We start from the raw sequence: 15,144 nt of genomic DNA, 5'->3' as shown, positions 1-15,144 counted from the left end.
TCCGCGCCGCGCGGAGCGCAACGGGACCGACCGTGCGTGTGGGACCGGCACTCCACGTGAGGCCGGGCTGGTCCACCGGCGTCCGACGGCGGCACGCGCCGCGCGCCACGCGGGAGCGCTTCCACCTTCGGGGCCTCCCGTGGGAGGGTGTCGGCGTGACGAAGATCTCCCTCCCCCCGCTGCACTGGTTGTCCCACGAAGGTGCAGGTCAGGTCGACGACGACGCCGTGACCCTGACCGCCCCTGCCGGCACCGACTGGACGAACGACGCCCTGGGCACCCCTCCGCAGCATGCTGCCCCGGCGCTCGTGTTCGAGGCGCCGGCCGAGTTCGCTCTGTCCGCCCGGGTCCGGGTCACGACCGAGCGCACGACGTTCGACGCGGGCGCCCTGGTCCTGTGGGCCGACGACGCGCACTGGGCCAAGCTCTGCTTCGAGCAGGCGCCGAACGGTCGGGTCATGGTCGTCTCGACGGTCACGAACGACTACACCGACGACTGCAACTCGTGGGACGTCGACGACGAGACCGTGCACCTGCGGGTCGTGCGGACCGGCCCCGCCTGGGCGTTCCACGCCTCGCGCGACGGCGAGACCTGGGAGTTCGTCCGCCTCTTCCGCCTCTACTCCGACCTGCCGGTCCGGGTGGGCTTCCTCGCGCAGGCACCGCTGGGCGAGACGTGCACCGCGGTCTTCGACCGGATCGTGCTCGACGACACCGCTCCCGGCGACCTGCGCGACGGGAGCTGAGCTCAGCGTTCGCGCACCGGGTACACCGCGGGGACCCCCGGCGGGTCCTCGCCGACCAGGCCGTCGACCGACTCGCGGATCAGGTCGGCGTGCCCCACGTGCCGGGCGTACTCCTCGATCAGGTCCACCAGGACCCTGCGCAGGCTCGACCGTTCCCCGTCGGCCCCTGCCTCGGGCTGCCAGACGAGGCGGCGGTCCAGGCCGCCGTCCGCGAGCGCCTCGTCGACCGCCGCGCGGGACCGGACGACGGCGGCTCGCCACAGGTCGTACAGGTGTCCCGGCGAGTCCTGCGCGGCCGAGGTCCACGGCCACTGCGGGTCGCGGTCCCAGTCGACCGTGTCCCAGGGGGCCCGGGAGGGCGCCCGTGGAGCTTGGTCGAGAACCACAGCTCCTCGGTGAACGCGAGGTGCTTGAGGAGCCCGCCGAGCGTGATCGAGGACGCCGCGACGTGCACCGCGAGCCCGTCCGCGTCGAGCCCGCCGACCTTCCACGCGAACGTGGCGCGCTGACGCTCAAGGGATCCGAGGAGCGTCGCGACCTCGTCGCCCGCGGCGGGCGGCTCGATCAGGTCGTGCTCGTCCGCTGCCTCGCCCATGAGTTCCTCCCGCGGGGTGCCGACCGGTTGCCTCTCACTGTAGGCAGGCCCTCGAGTCGTCCGCAGCGCGTGCGGCCGGTCCGTCAGGTGGGCCAGTAGGCCGAGTCCGGGACCGTACGCGGCCCGAAGACGGCCTGACCGACGCGGACGCACGTGGCTCCCTCCGCGATCGCGAGCTCGTAGTCGCCGGACATGCCCATCGAGAGGTCGTCGAGCCCGACCCCGTCCGGCGCGGTGTCGCGGAGCCGGTCGCGCAGCGACCGCAGCCGGGCGAAGCACCCGCGGACGCGCTCGCTGTCCGTGGTGAGCTCGGCCAGGGTCATGAGTCCGCGGACCCGCAGGGCCGTGAACGTCGGCAGAGCCTGGACGAAGGCGGGCACCTCCTCGGGGGCGAGGCCGTACTTGCTGGGCTCGTCCGAGGTGTTGACCTGTACCAGGACGTCGAGGCCCCGCCCCAGCGCCTGGAGCCGGCGGTCGAGCGCCTGCGCGAGGCGGAGCGAGTCGAGGGCCTGGAACTCCGTCGCGAAGGTCGCGACGTCCTTGGCCTTGTTCGTCTGCAGGTGCCCGACGACCGCCCACTCGACGTCGAGGTCCGCCAGGTTCTCGGACTTGCGCCGGGCCTCCTGGACCTTGTTCTCACCCAGCCGGACGAGCCCTGCGGCGACGGCCTGACGGATCCGGTCCTCCGGCACGGTCTTGCTGACCGGCAGCAGCCGCACCGTGGCCGGGTCGCGTCCGGCCTCCGCGGCGGCGGCCGCGATCCGCGAGCGCACCGCGTCCAGCGCGCGGGTGAAGTCCGCGACGGTGCGTGCCGTCCGGTAGGGCTGGTCGAGCGGTCGAGCGGTCACGGGTGCTCCCACGGGTCGGAGACGGTCGGGGCGGGGTCCTCCAGGAGGAGCGTGCTCTGCGCGACCCAGGCGTCGAGGACACGCCGGGCCACGTCCGCGAGCACCGGTCCGTGCTCGACGGCCTGCGCACGGATCCGGCGAGGGTCGATCCCGGCGCCCGCGAGCTCGTGCGCGTGGCCCACGAGCCAGCTCTCGATCCGTGTGTGGTCGGCCTCGAGGTGGAACTGCAGTCCGAGCACCCCCGGGCCGGCCGAGAACGCCTGGTGCGGGAACCCGGGCGTCTCGGCGAGCCGCACGGCCCCCGGGGGGATCTCGAACTGGTCCCCGTGCCAGTGCAGGACGGGCACGCCGTCGAGCGGGGCGAGGACCGAGTCCCGCCCGGCGTCGGTGAGGGTCAGCGGTCCGTAGCCGATCTCCTGTCGGCCCGTCGGGGAGACGTCGGCCCCGAGCGCGTACGCCACGAGCTGGGCGCCGAGGCAGATGCCGAGCGTCGGGCGTCCCGCGCGCAGCCGACCCGAGATCGCCGCGAGCTCGGCGTCGAGGAACGGGTAGCGGTCGACGTCACCGACGCCGACCGGTCCGCCCAGCACGACCAGGAGCTCGGGGGCCAGGAACGCCTCCGGGGTGACGGGGTCCGTCCCGGCCTCCAGGTAGGTCACCTCGTAGCCGTACGCGTCGAGGACCGCCGCCGCGAGCCCGAGGTCCTCGAAGGCGACGTGCCTGACCGCGAGCGCCCGCCGGGTCATGAGCCCGCGCCCGGCACGTCGAGTCCGGAGGCACGACCACCGCCGGCGCGAGAGGCCGGGTGCTCGGCGACGCGCTGCTCCACGTAGCCCGCGGTCCTGGCGCGCGCCGGTGCATTCCTGCCGCGCACGCGTTCTCCCGAGGTGTCGTGGGGTCGCAGGATCGCGGCCAGGTCGGCCGCGAACGCGATCGCCTGCCGAGCGTCCAGGGTCGAGGTCGTCACGCGGACAGCGGGCGGGTGCCCCGCGCCGAGCGCGAAGTCGTCCCCGGCGCGCACGGCCCAGCCGCGGGCCGCGAGGTCGTCCACGACCTGCCGGGCGGAACCCGGCACGGGCAACGGCACCCACAGGTTGAGGCCGTCCCCCGGTCCGGGGACGGGCAGGCCACGCTCCCCGAGCGCTGTTGCGAGCCGCTCGCTCCGGCGGGCGTAGGTGGCGCGAGCCCGGTCCAGGAGGGCGTCCGTGCCGGGCTCGGCGAGCACGTGGGCGACGACACGCTGGAGGACGTGGCTGACCCACGTGGTGGACGAGCTCAGCCGGGTCTCGAGCCGTGCCGCGGTCGTGGTGTCGGCCAGCACGAAGGCCAGGCGCAGGTCGGGTCCGAGGAACTTCGACACCGACCGCACGAGCGCCCACCGGGGCGCCCCGGGCGGGGCGATCCGCAGGTAGGGACGGGTGGACACCGCCGAGAAGTGGTCGTCCTCGACGACGAGCACGTCCGGGTGCTCCGCCAGCACGTCGCGCAGCGCGGCGGCCCGCCCGGGCGTCAGGCTCACCCCGGTGGGGTTGTGCGCGCGGGGCGTGCACACGACCGCTCGCGCCCCCGCCCCGAGCGCGTCGCGCAGGGCGGGGACGCTCAGGCCCTCGTCGTCGACCGCGACGGGCGCGCCGCGGTACCCGCCGAGCCGGAGCGTGCCGATGCTCGACAGGAAGCACGGGTCCTCGACCGCGACCAGGTCGCCCCGCGTCAGGTGCGCGGCGAGCAGACGTTCGACCGCGTCGACGGCCCCGTGCGCGAGGACCACGCGGTGCTCGCCGGTGACGTCGGGCGCGAGGTGCTGCCCCGCCCACCGCGCGAGATCGGGGTCGACCGGTGACCCCCCGTACAACGAGGGCACGTAGCCCACGTCGAGGGCGCCCGCGAGACCCGGGAGCAGAGCCGGGTCGGGATTCCCGCTCGACAGGTCCACGAGCCCGGAGGGCGCCAGGCCCTCACGGACGAGGTCGGGGACACCGAGCACGACCGTGCCGCCGCGGCGCCGGCTCTCGACGACACCGGCGGCCGCCAGCTGGGCGTACGCGGCGGCAACGGTGTTGCGGTTGAGGCCCAGCGAGCCGGCGAGGTCGCGGATGGGCGGGAGGGACTCCCCTGCTGACAGAGCTCCCGTGTCCACGAGCGCACGGACGGACGAGACGACCTCGTCAGCGCTCGCACCGTTGATCCTGCCGACCACGACCGCGCCACCTCCACCGTCCCGGCTCCGCATCGAGCGGAGCGACCACGCCAAACATATGTCCTAGGACATATGTTTGGCCACCCCTTCGTACGGGACCGGCCGCACCTCCGTGAAACCGCGACCGGTCCGCGGCGCCACGCCGCACGACCGAGCCGCACGCTCCCAGGAACGTGTCGCGACACACCGGACCCAAAGGTCCGCCGAAGGAGTGACCAACGTCCCGACCTCAGGGAGGAAGGTCCCGCCGCGCCCGAGTTTGGCCACTACATGTGGGCTTACATGGGTGTAATTGCTACTACATCTAGTTTTCATCGATGCCCCGGGGTCCGCCCTTCCAGGCGGCCCGGGGCGTCACGCAGAGAGGTTGTGGTCGCATGGGTCCGGTCGGGGTCGAGCAGGACGACGTCACGTCAGGGGCGACGACGGCGCTCACGGCGCTCACGGCGCTCACGGTGCTCAAGCGTGACGGTCGAGCGCTCGCGTTCGACGACGCCCGGATCCGCGCGGCGCTCCGCAAGGCCTACGAGGAGGTCCACGGGGCCGCGACGCCCTTCCACGAGCGCGCCCTCGACGCGGTCCTCGACCGGGTGGTCGCCGAGATCTCGGTGCGCTTCACGGACGTGGTGCAGATCTACGAGATCCAGGCCGTGGTCGAGCACGAGCTGCTCGCCTCGCGCGAGTACGACGTGGCCCGCGCCTACATCGACTACCGGGTCCAGCGTGACTTCGCGCGCAGCCGCTCGACCGATCTCAACCACTCGATCGTGGGACTGATCGCCAAGGACTCGGCGGTCGTCAACGAGAACGCGAACAAGGACGCGGACGTCTTCAACACCCAGCGCGACCTGACGGCGGGCGCGGTGGGCAAGGCGGTCGGCCTGCGCATGCTGCCCCCGCACGTGGCGAACGCCCACCAGAAGGGCGACATCCACTACCACGACCTCGACTACCACCCCTACGCCCCCATGACGAACTGCTGCCTGATCGACTTCCGGACGATGCTGTCCGAGGGGTTCCGCATCGGCAACGCGCAGGTCGAGCCGCCCCGCTCGATCCAGACCGCGGCCGCGCAGATCACGCAGATCATCGCGAACGTCGCCTCGAGCCAGTACGGCGGCTGCTCGGTCAACCGGATCGACGAGCTCCTGGCCCCGTATGCCGGGCTCAACCACGCCAAGCACCTGGTCGAGGCAGAGCGGTGGCTGCCCGACCCCGCGACGCACGACGCGTACGCGCGGGCCAAGACCGCCAAGGACATCTACGACGCGATGCAGAGCCTCGAGTACGAGATCAACACGCTCTTCACGTCCAACGGTCAGACGCCGTTCACGTCGGTCGGGTTCGGCCTGGGCACGAGCTGGCTCGAGCGCGAGATCCAGCGCGCGATCCTGCAGATCCGCATCAAGGGGCTGGGGGCCGAGGGACGCACCGCGATCTTCCCCAAGCTCATCTACACGCTGCGCCGCGGGGTCAACCTGGAGCCGGGCGACGAGAACTACGACCTCAAGGAGCTCGCCGTGGAGTGCGCGACCAAGCGCATGTACCCCGACGTGCTGAGCTACGACAGGATCGTCGAGCTCACGGGCAGCTTCAAGATGCCGATGGGCTGCCGCTCGTTCCTCCAGGGCTGGAGCGACGAGGACGGCGACGACGTGGTCGAGGGCCGCATGAACCTCGGCGTGGTGACGCTCAACCTGCCGCGCATCGCCCTGGAGGCCCAGGGCAGCCAGGAGGCCTTCTGGGGGCTGCTGGAGGAGCGTCTGGCCACGGTTCACGACGCTCTGGTCTACCGCATCGAGAGGTGCAAGGAGGCCGTCCCGGGCAACGCCCCGATCCTGTACGTGCACGGCGCGTTCGGCGAGCGCCTGGCCCCCGACGACGACGTCGACCGGCTCTTCCGCGACGGGCGCGCGACGGTCTCGCTCGGGTACATCGGACTGTACGAGGTCGCTGCCGCGTTCTACGGCGGCGCGTGGGAGTCCGACCCGGAGGCCAAGGAGATGACGCTGCGCGTGCTGCGGACCCTCAAGGAGCACACGTCCGCGTGGACCGCCGAGCACGGCTACCAGTTCAGCGTCTACTCGACGCCGAGCGAGAGCCTCACGGACCGCTTTGCGCGGCTCGACCGGGAGAAGTTCGGGGTGGTCGCCGACATCACCGACAAGGAGTACTACACGAACAGCTTCCACTACGACGTGCGCAAGGACCCGACGCCGTTCGAGAAGCTCGACTTCGAGATGGACTACCCGCAGTACGCCTCGGGCGGGTTCATCCACTACTGCGAGTACCCCGTGCTCCAGCAGAACCCCAAGGCGCTCGAGGCCGTGTGGGACTACGCCTACGACCGCGTGGGGTACCTCGGCACGAACACCCCGATCGACCGCTGCTACGCGTGCGGGTACGCGGGCGACTTCACGCCGACGGCGCGCGGCTTCGCGTGCCCGGGCTGCGGCAACACGGACCCGCGCACGTGCGACGTCGTCAAGCGCACGTGCGGGTACCTCGGCAACCCGCAGCAGCGACCCATGGTGCACGGCCGGCACGTCGAGATCTCCTCGCGCGTCAAGCACATGGCCGGGGCCGTCAGCCTGGGCGCGCTGCGGGACGCCGGGCCCGCGAGCGCCACGTCCGACGCGAGCCCCGCGGAAGCCTGAGGTCGCGATGTCACGAGACCCGCAGCCCGACTGGCTCGCCGAGCGTCTCAGCCAGGGGCACGTCGCGGACTACAAGCCGTTCGTGTTCGTCGACGGCGAGGGCGTGCGCTGCAGCCTGTACGTGAGCGGGTGCCTGTTCGCGTGCGAGGGGTGCTTCAACGAGGCGACGTGGGGCTTTCGCTACGGCACGCCGTACTCGACCGAGCTCGAGGAGCGCATCCTGGCGGACCTCGCGCACGAGTCGGTCCAGGGTCTGTCGCTGCTCGGCGGCGAGCCGTTCCTCAACACGGGCGTGTGCCTGGGCGTCGTGCGACGCCTGCGGGAGACGTTCGGTCGCGCCAAGGACGTGTGGTGCTGGACCGGCTACACGTTCGAGGAGCTCTGCGCGGGGTCGGACGACAAGCGGGAGCTCCTCGCGGGGCTCGACGTCCTGGTCGACGGCCGGTTCGAGATCGCGCACCGGGACCTCACGCTGCCGTTCCGCGGGAGCACGAACCAGCGCGTGCTCTCGGTCCCGGCCTCGCTCGCCGCGGGCCGCGCCGTCCCGTGGACGGCGGCACGCGAGGCCCGGTCCGCCTGACCTGCCCGACGGCGGCGCGCACCGTCCGCGCGAAGGGGCGCGCCGCCGTCGGGCAGGGTGGGTGCGCTCGCGCCGTCGCGGAGGCTCCACGAGGCCGCGAGGACTCGCCGCTCGACGGAGCTTGGAACCGGCTCCCGACGAGGGTAGATCTAGGGGATGCGCACGAACCCCCACGAAATCACCCATCAGGTGCTCGCCGCCCGCGGCGTCGGCGGTCACCGTCAGTACCGCATCCCCGCCCTGGCCGTCTCGACGCGCGGCACGGTCCTCGCGGCCTACGACGGGCGTCCCAACCTCGACGACCTGCCGAACACGATCGACCTGCTCGTCCGTCGCAGCCTCGACCACGGCCGCACCTGGGGCCCGCAGCAGGACGTGCGCGTCGGGACGGGGCTCCAGGGATTCGGTGACCCGAGCCTGCTCGTCGACAAGGTGACCGGCAGGATCTTCTGCTTCCATGCCGCCGGGACCCACGCCGGGTTCTTCGAGGCGGCCCCGGGGCTCGAGCCCGAGGACGACGTCCAGCACGTCGACCTGTCGTTCTCCGACGACGACGGCCTCACCTGGTCGCACCGGCGCGTGACGGCCTCGCTCAAGCCTCGCGGCGTCACGGGGCTCTTCGCCGCGGCCGGCGCCGGGATCCAGCTCGAGACGGGTCCGCACGCGGGGCGCCTGCTCCAGCAGATGGTCCTGCTCCTGAGCGGGGAGATCCGCGCGGCGTCGGCGTACTCGGACGACCACGGCGACACGTGGACGCTGGGCGAGCCCACGGGGCCGGGCGCCAACGAGAACAAGGTCGTCGAGCTGCGCGACGGCCGCGTCCTGCTGAGCTCGCGCGCCAAGGGCTGCCGGGTGCAGGCCGTCTCGACCGACGGCGGCCACTCCTACGGGCCGCTGACGCCCGTGCCGGACCTGCCCGACCCGAGCGACAACGGCAGCATCCTGCGGCTCGGGGCCGTCACCGACGCGGCGGCTCCCCTGCTCGTGACCAACAACCGTGACGCCGACCTGCGCCGCAACACCGTGCTCAGCGTCTCGCACGACGAGGGCACGACGTGGCGGCCCGCGCTGACGGTCTGCGCGGGCTCGAGCGCGTACTCGACGGGAGCCGTGCTCGCCGACGGGTCGCTCGGGGTGCTCTACGAGCGCGACGGGTACCGCGAGATCGTCTTCGCACGCATCGAGGCCGAGGCGCTCTCGCCCGCGGCGCTCGGGGAGGCCATCGAGACGTTCGTCGACGACGACGGCGGCGCCTTCACCCTGGTGCTGCGCTCGATCACCCCCGGGCGCCCCGCGCAGTGGGTCAGCGTGGGCGCGTCGCACGTCATCTCGGCCGAGGGCGGCGACTGGGGCGTGCACACGTGGAAGGAGATCGGGCAGGGATACGACGGCGACCAGGTCCTCGGCACGCGCGAGGCGCAGGACGCCAACTACGGTCCGGTCGCACCGGGGCTGCGCGCGGGCGACATCCTGGCGTTCACCGGGCGCTTCCGGAACCGCGGCGCGGAGCCCGTCACGGCGGCCCTGAGCGGCAGCCTCGACGGCGACGTCGCGGCCGACTTCCCGGCCGTGCGCCTGGCGCCCGGCGAGGACGCCCTGTACTTCACGCCGACGTACACCGTGACGCCGGAGGACGTGGCTGCAGGCTTCGTGGTCGTGAGGTGCGCGGTCCAGGCCGGGACGGAGCGGTTCGAGCGGGCCTTCCGCGCGGACACCGTGACCGGGGAGGTCGTGCCGGTCGAGCGGTGACCGGGCGTGCCCCGGGTCGCGCCCGCGGCGGGCGTGCCCCGGGGACGCGGGGTGGGACAGCGAGCGCGGGGCAGCGCGTCAGGGCACGGCGCCAGGGAGGGCGGGCGCCGCGCCGTCAGGCAGGGTCTCCGGACCGGTGCCGGGCGTGCCGGTGACGCTCGTCGCGTCCTCGCCGCCGGCGTCGTCGTCGGGCGTGAGGTCGGTGCGGGTGTGGGCTCGTTCACCTTGCGGCCCGAACAGGCTGAGCACCTCGGCGCCCTCCTGACCGGTGCTGCCGAACCAGTGGGGGGTACGGGTGTCGAACTCCGCGACCTCCCCGGCGTCGAGCACGATGTCCCGGTCCCCCACGACGAGCCGCAGCCGGCCCGTGAGCACGTACAGCCACTCGTAGCCGTCGTGCGTCGTGAGCACGGGCTCGGCGGCCTTGTGCGGGACGAGGATCTTCCAGGCGTGCTGGCTCGCGGGCTGCCGGGTCAGGGGCACGACGACCCGGCCGTTGACCCTCCGTGGCACGAGCCGGATGCGGGGATCACCCGTCTCCGGGGCGCGCACGAGCTCGTCGAGCGGCACCCGGTAGGCATGGGCAAGGAGCAGGAGGAGCTCGAGGCTGGGCTTGCGGCCCCCGGTCTCGAGGCGCGACAGGGTGCTCTTGGAGATCCCGGTCGTGTCCGCGAGCGCCGCGAGGGTGATCCCGCGTCGCCGCCGGAGGGCGCCGAGCCGTGGCCCGACCTGGTCGAGTGCACGTCCGATGGCTGCCGTGGGGTCGTCCATCGTGCCATCCCATCACCCTGTCCCAGTTCCGGCAACACCCATTGCCGAGACCGGGTCGGAGCGGGCAGCCTCGACGGCATGAACCCCACCCCGCTCGCACCACGCTCCCGTGCTGCCCTCGTGGGCGCGCTCGCGCTCGCCACGCTCCTGGCCTCGCTCGGCACGAGCGTCGCCAACGTCGCGCTGCCCACGCTCGCGCACGAGCTCGACGCTCCCTTCGGCCGGGTGCAGTGGGTCGTCCTGTCGTACCTGCTGTCGATGACCGTGACCGCGGTCGCCGTGGGCAGGCTCGGTGACGTCCTCGGGCGACAGCGGGTGCTCCTCGGGGGCCTGGGTGTGTTCACGGTCGCGACGCTCGCCTGCGCCCTGGCCCCCACCCTCGCGGTGCTCGTCGCCTCCCGCTCGCTGCAGGGCGTCGGCGCGGCGGTCATGATCGCGCTCCCCCTCGCGCTCGTGCGCGACGTCGTGCCCGAGGAACGCACCGGAGCGGCCATGGGACTGCTGGGGACGACCTCGGCGGCGGGGACGGCGCTGGGGCCCGCCGGCGGCGGGCTGCTGATCGCTGCGTCGGGCTGGCAGGCGGGCTTCGTGGCCATGCTGCCGCTCGCGGGCGTCGCTCTCGTGCTGACCTGGCGCACCCTCGGTGACGCACCAGCCCCGGCACGCTCGGGCGCGAGGTTCGACGTCGCGGGCGCCCTCGTGCTCACGGCGGCCCTGGTGGCAGGCACCCTCGCGATCACCCCCGCCGCCGTCCCGCAGGTCGGCGCCGCACCCCTGTTCGTGATCGCGGTGGTCCTCGTCGCGCTGCTCGTCGTGGTCGAGCGCAGGGCGGCCGCCCCCCTCGTGCCGTGGGGGCTCCTGCGCACCCGTGCGCTGGGCGGCGGCCTGCTCATGAACCTGCTCGTGGCGACCGTCATGATGAGCACCCTGGTGGTGGGGCCCTTCTACCTCGCGGGAGGTCTGGGGCTCGGCGAGGCCGCGATCGGCCTCACGCTCGCGGTCGGGCCGGTCGTCTCGGCCCTGACCGGCGTCGTCGCAGGGAGGGTCGTCGACCGTGCCGGCGCGGGTGCCATGACGACCCTCGCGCTGCTGACCATGGTGACGGGGGCCGCGCTGCTCGTGGGGCTTCCCCGCGCCTGGGGACTGCCCGGCTACGTGCTCGCGCTCGTGGTCCTGACTCCCGGCTATCAGCTCTTCCTGGCCGCGAACAACACCGCCGTCATGACCACGGTCGACTCACGGCGACGTGGGGCGGTCTCGGGCGTCCTGAGCCTCTCGCGCAACCTCGGTCTCGTCGCGGGTGCCTCGGCCATGGGCGCGGTGTTCGCGGCCGTGACCGGTGCGGTCGAGGTGCGGGACGCCACGGCAGCCTCGATCGCGACCGGGATGCAGGCGACCTTCCTCGTCGCGACGGCCCTCCTGGCCCTCGCGGCCGGGGTCTCGCTCGCGGTGCGCAGGCGTGCCGACCGCCCCGTCCGCCCTGCCCGCACGTCGTGAGGCCGGTCTCGAACGTGGCGGCCGCGGGCGGAGGCCGCTACGGCTGCGCCTGGCGCCGGACGATCTCGGCGATCCAGGTCGGTGCGAAAGGCGACGTGCAGCCCGGGGGCGTCGGGTAGTCCTTGAGGACCTCGAGCCGCTCGCCGATCTCGACCGCGCGGTCGCGGAGCTCGGGGTGGTGGATGCCGATGTTCGCGAGGCACTCGTTCATGGCCCACTGGAGGCGCTCGGGCGCGTCCTTCATGTCGGCCTCGACGCGGTCGAGGAGACCGGGCAGCTCGAGACCCTCGGGGGACCTCGCCACGCGATCGGTCGTCAGCGCCCACCCCGCGCTCGCGACGACCGGGTCGGGGTCGGCGAACCACGCGACCCGCAGCTCCTCGACGTGCGGGCTCTTCTTGACGACGTAGCTCACGAGCCACCCGTGGACCTTGGGCACGCGGGCGTCGCGCAGCATGGCGTCGAGCTCGTCGGCCGACCAGGTCTTGGGGCGACAGATCAGGATCGCGACGAGACGTGCCGCGGTGTCGCCCGTCTCCCAGAGCTGACCCGCGAGGTCGTGCTGGGTCTTGAGGCCCTTGGCGACCGCGCGCAGCCTGGTGAGGTTGACGCCGTGGTCGTCCCCGTGGCGCTCGTTGACCGCACGGATCTTCGGTTCCTCCAGGGCGGCCAGCTCGGCCAGCACGTCGCTGACGGTTGCCTCGGTCACGGCAGTCGTCGCCACGTCGGTCTCCTCGGTCTGTTCGTCGGGGTCGCTCACACCCTACGTCGCCCGTCCCGTCCTCCGGCGAGCCCGGCGGCCGTCCTGTGGTGGAAGCACGGGCCGGACACTGCGAGAATCTGTGCGGGATTCCGGGAACGCATGGGCACGCTTCCGCGTTGACCTGACGGAATCTACCCGCGATCTGAGAGAGACATGGACGCAGACAGTACGAACCCCCTTGTGCCGGCCACCGATGCTGCGACGAGGGGGTGCAGGTTCTGATGTGGGTGCTGACACTGCTTCTCGGCGTGGTCGTGATCGTGGCGATCACCGCCGTGACCGGCTACTTCGTCGCCCAGGAGTTCGCGTACATGGCCGTGGACCGGTCGCGCCTGAGCGCGCGCGCCGGCTCGGGAGACGCCGGCGCCAAGCGCGCCCTGGCGGTCACCAAGCGCACGTCCTTCATGCTCTCGGGCGCCCAGCTCGGCATCACGGTGACGGGACTGCTCGTCGGCTACGTCGCCGAGCCGCTCGTCGGTGAGTCCCTCGGTGAGGCGCTGGGCGGGGTCGGGGTCCCGACCGGCGTGGGCATCGCGGTGGGCACCGTGCTCGCACTGGTGTTCTCGACGTTCGTCCAGATGATCTTCGGCGAGCTGTTCCCCAAGAACCTCGCGATCGCCCGGCCCGAGCCGGTCGCCCTGTGGCTCGCCCGCTCGACGACCATCTACCTGGCAGTCTTCGGCTGGCTCATCAAGATCTTCGACCAGGCGTCGAACCTTCTCCTCAAGGCGCTGAGGATCGAGCCGGTCCACGACGTCGAGCACTCGGCGACGGCACGCGACCTCGAGCACATCGTCGCGGACTCCCGTCAGAGCGGCGACCTCCCCGGCGAGCTCTCGGTGCTCCTCGACCGCATCCTCGACTTCCCCGAGCGCGACGTCGAGCACGCGATGATCCCTCGAGCCCGCGTGGACGTCGTGCACGTCGACGACACCCTCGCCGAGGTCCGGGCACGGATGGCGGCAGGCCACTCCCGGTACCCGGTGCTGGCGGACGACGACCAGGTCGTCGGCGTGGTGCACCTGGTCGACGTGCTCACGACCGCCCACCCGGACGAGGTGCGCGCCCAGGACTTCATGCGCCCCGTGGTCGTGATCCCGACCGCGATGAGCCTGCCCGACGCCCTGCTGGAGCTGACCGAGACCCACAACCAGCTCGCGTGCGTGATCGACGAGTACGGCGGGTTCGCGGGCGTCCTGACGGCCGAGGACCTCGCCGAGGAGCTCGTGGGCGAGATCACCGACGAGCACGACCCCGCCACGCCGACCATCGCCCCGCGCGACGACGACGGCATCTGGGTCATGCCCGGGGACACGCACATCGACGAGGTCGAGCGCGCGATCGGCCGCGACCTGCCCCGTGGTGACTACGAGACGATCGCCGGTCTCGTGATCGACCAGCACGGCTCCCTGCTCGAACCCGGTGAGGGGATCGTGGTCGAGCTGCCGCTCGACCCCGCCGACCTCGCCCTCGCGGCCGAGCCCGAGCCCGCGTGGATGCGCGTCGACGTGATCGAGGTCGAGCGCCACGTCCCGTCGCTGGTCCGCGTGACCTTCCCGACCGACGACCGACCGGTCCCCACCCCCGACACAGCGCCCACCGCGGCGCCCGAGACCGAGGAGGGCGACCGATGAGCAACCCCTGGGTCGTCGTGGCCATCACCGTCGTCATCATCGCGCTGAGCGCGTTCTTCGTCGCCGTCGAGTTCGCGCTGCTCGCGGCCAAGCGGCACCGCCTGGAGGACGCCGCGCCGAGCAGCCGGTCGGCCCGTGCCGCGCTGCGCAGCTCGACCGAGCTGACCGTGCTGCTCGCCGGTTCCCAGCTCGGGATCACGGCCTGCACCCTGGCGCTCGGCGCCCTCACCAAGCCGGCCGTCCACCACTGGCTCACGCCCGCGTTCGAGGCGTGGGGGGCACCGCTGTGGGTCGCGGACGCCGCCGGGTTCGTCCTCGCGCTGATCATCGTGACGTTCCTGCACCTGGTGGTCGGTGAGATGGCACCCAAGTCGTGGGCCATCGCCCACCCCGAGACGTCGGCCACCCTGCTGGCCATCCCCATGCGCGGCTTCATGTGGCTGACCCGCCCCCTGCTGACGGGGCTCAACAACATGGCCAACTGGTGCCTGGTCAAGGTCGGCGTCGAGCCGACGGGTCAGGTCGCCTCGGGCCAGAGCGCCGACGACCTGCGACACCTCGTCGAGCACTCGGCCAACGTGGGCGCCCTGGACCCGGCGTACTTCGCGCAGCTCTCCGGCGCGCTGGACCTGCAGACCCTCACCGTGGGCGACCTGCTCACCGGCCGGGAGAAGCCCACCATGGTCCCGCTGGAGGCGACCGTGCACGACGTGCAGGAAGCCACCCGCACGTCGGGCCACCTGCGGATCCTGCTCGGCGACGACACCGCCATCTCAGGAGTCGTGCACGTGCGCGACACCCTCGACGTGGACGGCGACCGGCCCGCGAGGGACCTCATGCGACCGCCCTTCACGCTCGAGTCGTCCGTCCCGGTCTACGCGGCCCTCGCGCAGATGCGCGAGACCCGCAACCACCTGGCGGTCGTGACCGAGGGGACCAGGGTCGCCGGGGTCATCGCCCTGTCGGACGTCATGGCTCGGCTCTTCCCCCGGGAGGTCGCTGCGGCGTGACCTGCGCGGGGCGGCAGCACGCGGGCCCGCTCCCGACGACGGCGCCCCACCTGGTCGAACGACCGGGTGGGGCGCCGTCGTTCGGAGCGGGGCCGTC

General features: G+C 72.8%; 13 protein-coding genes and 1 pseudogene. 7 read left to right on the top strand and 7 right to left on the bottom strand.

Features of this window, described 5'->3' with window-relative positions:
- Positions 1 to 155 precede the first annotated feature (155 nt).
- A complete protein-coding gene (locus tag JOD49_RS00840; RefSeq protein WP_205305561.1) occupies positions 156 to 746 on the top strand; it encodes a DUF1349 domain-containing protein in 591 nt (196 codons plus the stop codon).
- Between the two features lie 2 nt (positions 747 to 748).
- On the opposite strand, the gene JOD49_RS20650 is transcribed toward JOD49_RS00840, so the two are convergent.
- From JOD49_RS20650 to JOD49_RS00820, 5 genes and pseudogenes are all read right to left on the bottom strand, one after another.
- Positions 749 to 1,132, bottom strand: coding sequence for a mycothiol transferase (locus JOD49_RS20650; protein ID WP_307822293.1), 384 nt, complete (start codon positions 1,130 to 1,132; stop codon positions 749 to 751).
- Between the two features lie 35 nt (positions 1,133 to 1,167).
- Positions 1,168 to 1,341, bottom strand: a pseudogene (locus tag JOD49_RS20645) (DinB family protein); the annotation flags it as partial.
- Positions 1,342 to 1,424: 83 nt separating this feature from the next.
- Positions 1,425 to 2,189, bottom strand: a complete 765-nt coding sequence (locus JOD49_RS00830) for a YggS family pyridoxal phosphate-dependent enzyme (RefSeq protein WP_205305560.1) — start codon at positions 2,187 to 2,189, stop codon at positions 1,425 to 1,427.
- The gene (locus JOD49_RS00825; protein ID WP_205305559.1) at positions 2,186 to 2,935 is read right to left on the bottom strand and encodes a glutamine amidotransferase; all 750 of its coding nucleotides are present in this window, start codon (positions 2,933 to 2,935) and stop codon (positions 2,186 to 2,188) included. Before JOD49_RS00825 ends, JOD49_RS00830 begins: the two co-directional genes overlap by 4 nt.
- Entirely contained in the window at positions 2,932 to 4,386 is a 1,455-nt protein-coding gene (locus JOD49_RS00820) for an aminotransferase class I/II-fold pyridoxal phosphate-dependent enzyme (RefSeq protein WP_205305558.1), read from the bottom strand. Before JOD49_RS00820 ends, JOD49_RS00825 begins: the two co-directional genes overlap by 4 nt.
- Before the next feature lie 377 nt (positions 4,387 to 4,763).
- Between JOD49_RS00820 and nrdD the strand changes: the two genes are divergently transcribed.
- From nrdD to JOD49_RS00805, 3 genes are all read left to right on the top strand, one after another.
- Complete coding sequence (nrdD, locus tag JOD49_RS00815) at positions 4,764 to 7,043, top strand: anaerobic ribonucleoside-triphosphate reductase (RefSeq protein WP_205305557.1); 2,280 nt, start codon at positions 4,764 to 4,766, stop codon at positions 7,041 to 7,043.
- Positions 7,044 to 7,050: 7 nt separating this feature from the next.
- On the top strand, positions 7,051 to 7,623 hold the full coding sequence (gene nrdG, locus JOD49_RS00810; protein ID WP_205305556.1) for an anaerobic ribonucleoside-triphosphate reductase activating protein: 573 nt from the start codon (positions 7,051 to 7,053) through the stop codon (positions 7,621 to 7,623).
- 156 nt (positions 7,624 to 7,779) lie between these two features.
- The gene (locus JOD49_RS00805; protein WP_205305555.1) at positions 7,780 to 9,372 is read left to right on the top strand and encodes a sialidase family protein; all 1,593 of its coding nucleotides are present in this window, start codon (positions 7,780 to 7,782) and stop codon (positions 9,370 to 9,372) included.
- 78 nt (positions 9,373 to 9,450) lie between these two features.
- On the opposite strand, the gene JOD49_RS00800 is transcribed toward JOD49_RS00805, so the two are convergent.
- Positions 9,451 to 10,143: a helix-turn-helix domain-containing protein gene (locus JOD49_RS00800; protein ID WP_205305554.1), complete on the bottom strand. Its 693-nt coding sequence runs from the start codon at positions 10,141 to 10,143 to the stop codon at positions 9,451 to 9,453.
- A 78-nt stretch (positions 10,144 to 10,221) separates the two neighbouring features.
- On the opposite strand from JOD49_RS00800, the gene JOD49_RS00795 reads away from it, so the two are divergent.
- Entirely contained in the window at positions 10,222 to 11,640 is a 1,419-nt protein-coding gene (locus JOD49_RS00795; RefSeq protein ID WP_205305553.1) for an MFS transporter, read from the top strand.
- A 37-nt stretch (positions 11,641 to 11,677) separates the two neighbouring features.
- Here JOD49_RS00795 and JOD49_RS00790 read toward each other — a convergent pair whose 3' ends face one another.
- Entirely contained in the window at positions 11,678 to 12,364 is a 687-nt protein-coding gene (locus JOD49_RS00790; protein WP_307822292.1) for a DNA alkylation repair protein, read from the bottom strand.
- Positions 12,365 to 12,624: 260 nt separating this feature from the next.
- Between JOD49_RS00790 and JOD49_RS00785 the strand changes: the two genes are divergently transcribed.
- Complete coding sequence (locus JOD49_RS00785) at positions 12,625 to 14,037, top strand: hemolysin family protein (protein WP_205305552.1); 1,413 nt, start codon at positions 12,625 to 12,627, stop codon at positions 14,035 to 14,037.
- The gene (locus JOD49_RS00780; RefSeq protein WP_205305551.1) at positions 14,034 to 15,047 is read left to right on the top strand and encodes a hemolysin family protein; all 1,014 of its coding nucleotides are present in this window, start codon (positions 14,034 to 14,036) and stop codon (positions 15,045 to 15,047) included. The genes JOD49_RS00785 and JOD49_RS00780 overlap by 4 nt, the downstream gene beginning before the upstream one ends.
- The last annotated feature ends 97 nt before the right edge of the window (positions 15,048 to 15,144 follow it).

Origin of the sequence: Oerskovia jenensis (assembly GCF_016907235.1) — a bacterium.
GTDB classification, from domain to species: domain Bacteria; phylum Actinomycetota; class Actinomycetes; order Actinomycetales; family Cellulomonadaceae; genus Oerskovia; species Oerskovia jenensis.
The sequence above is the reverse complement of the archived record's forward strand: the minus strand, read 5'-3'. Positions and strand labels throughout refer to the sequence as shown.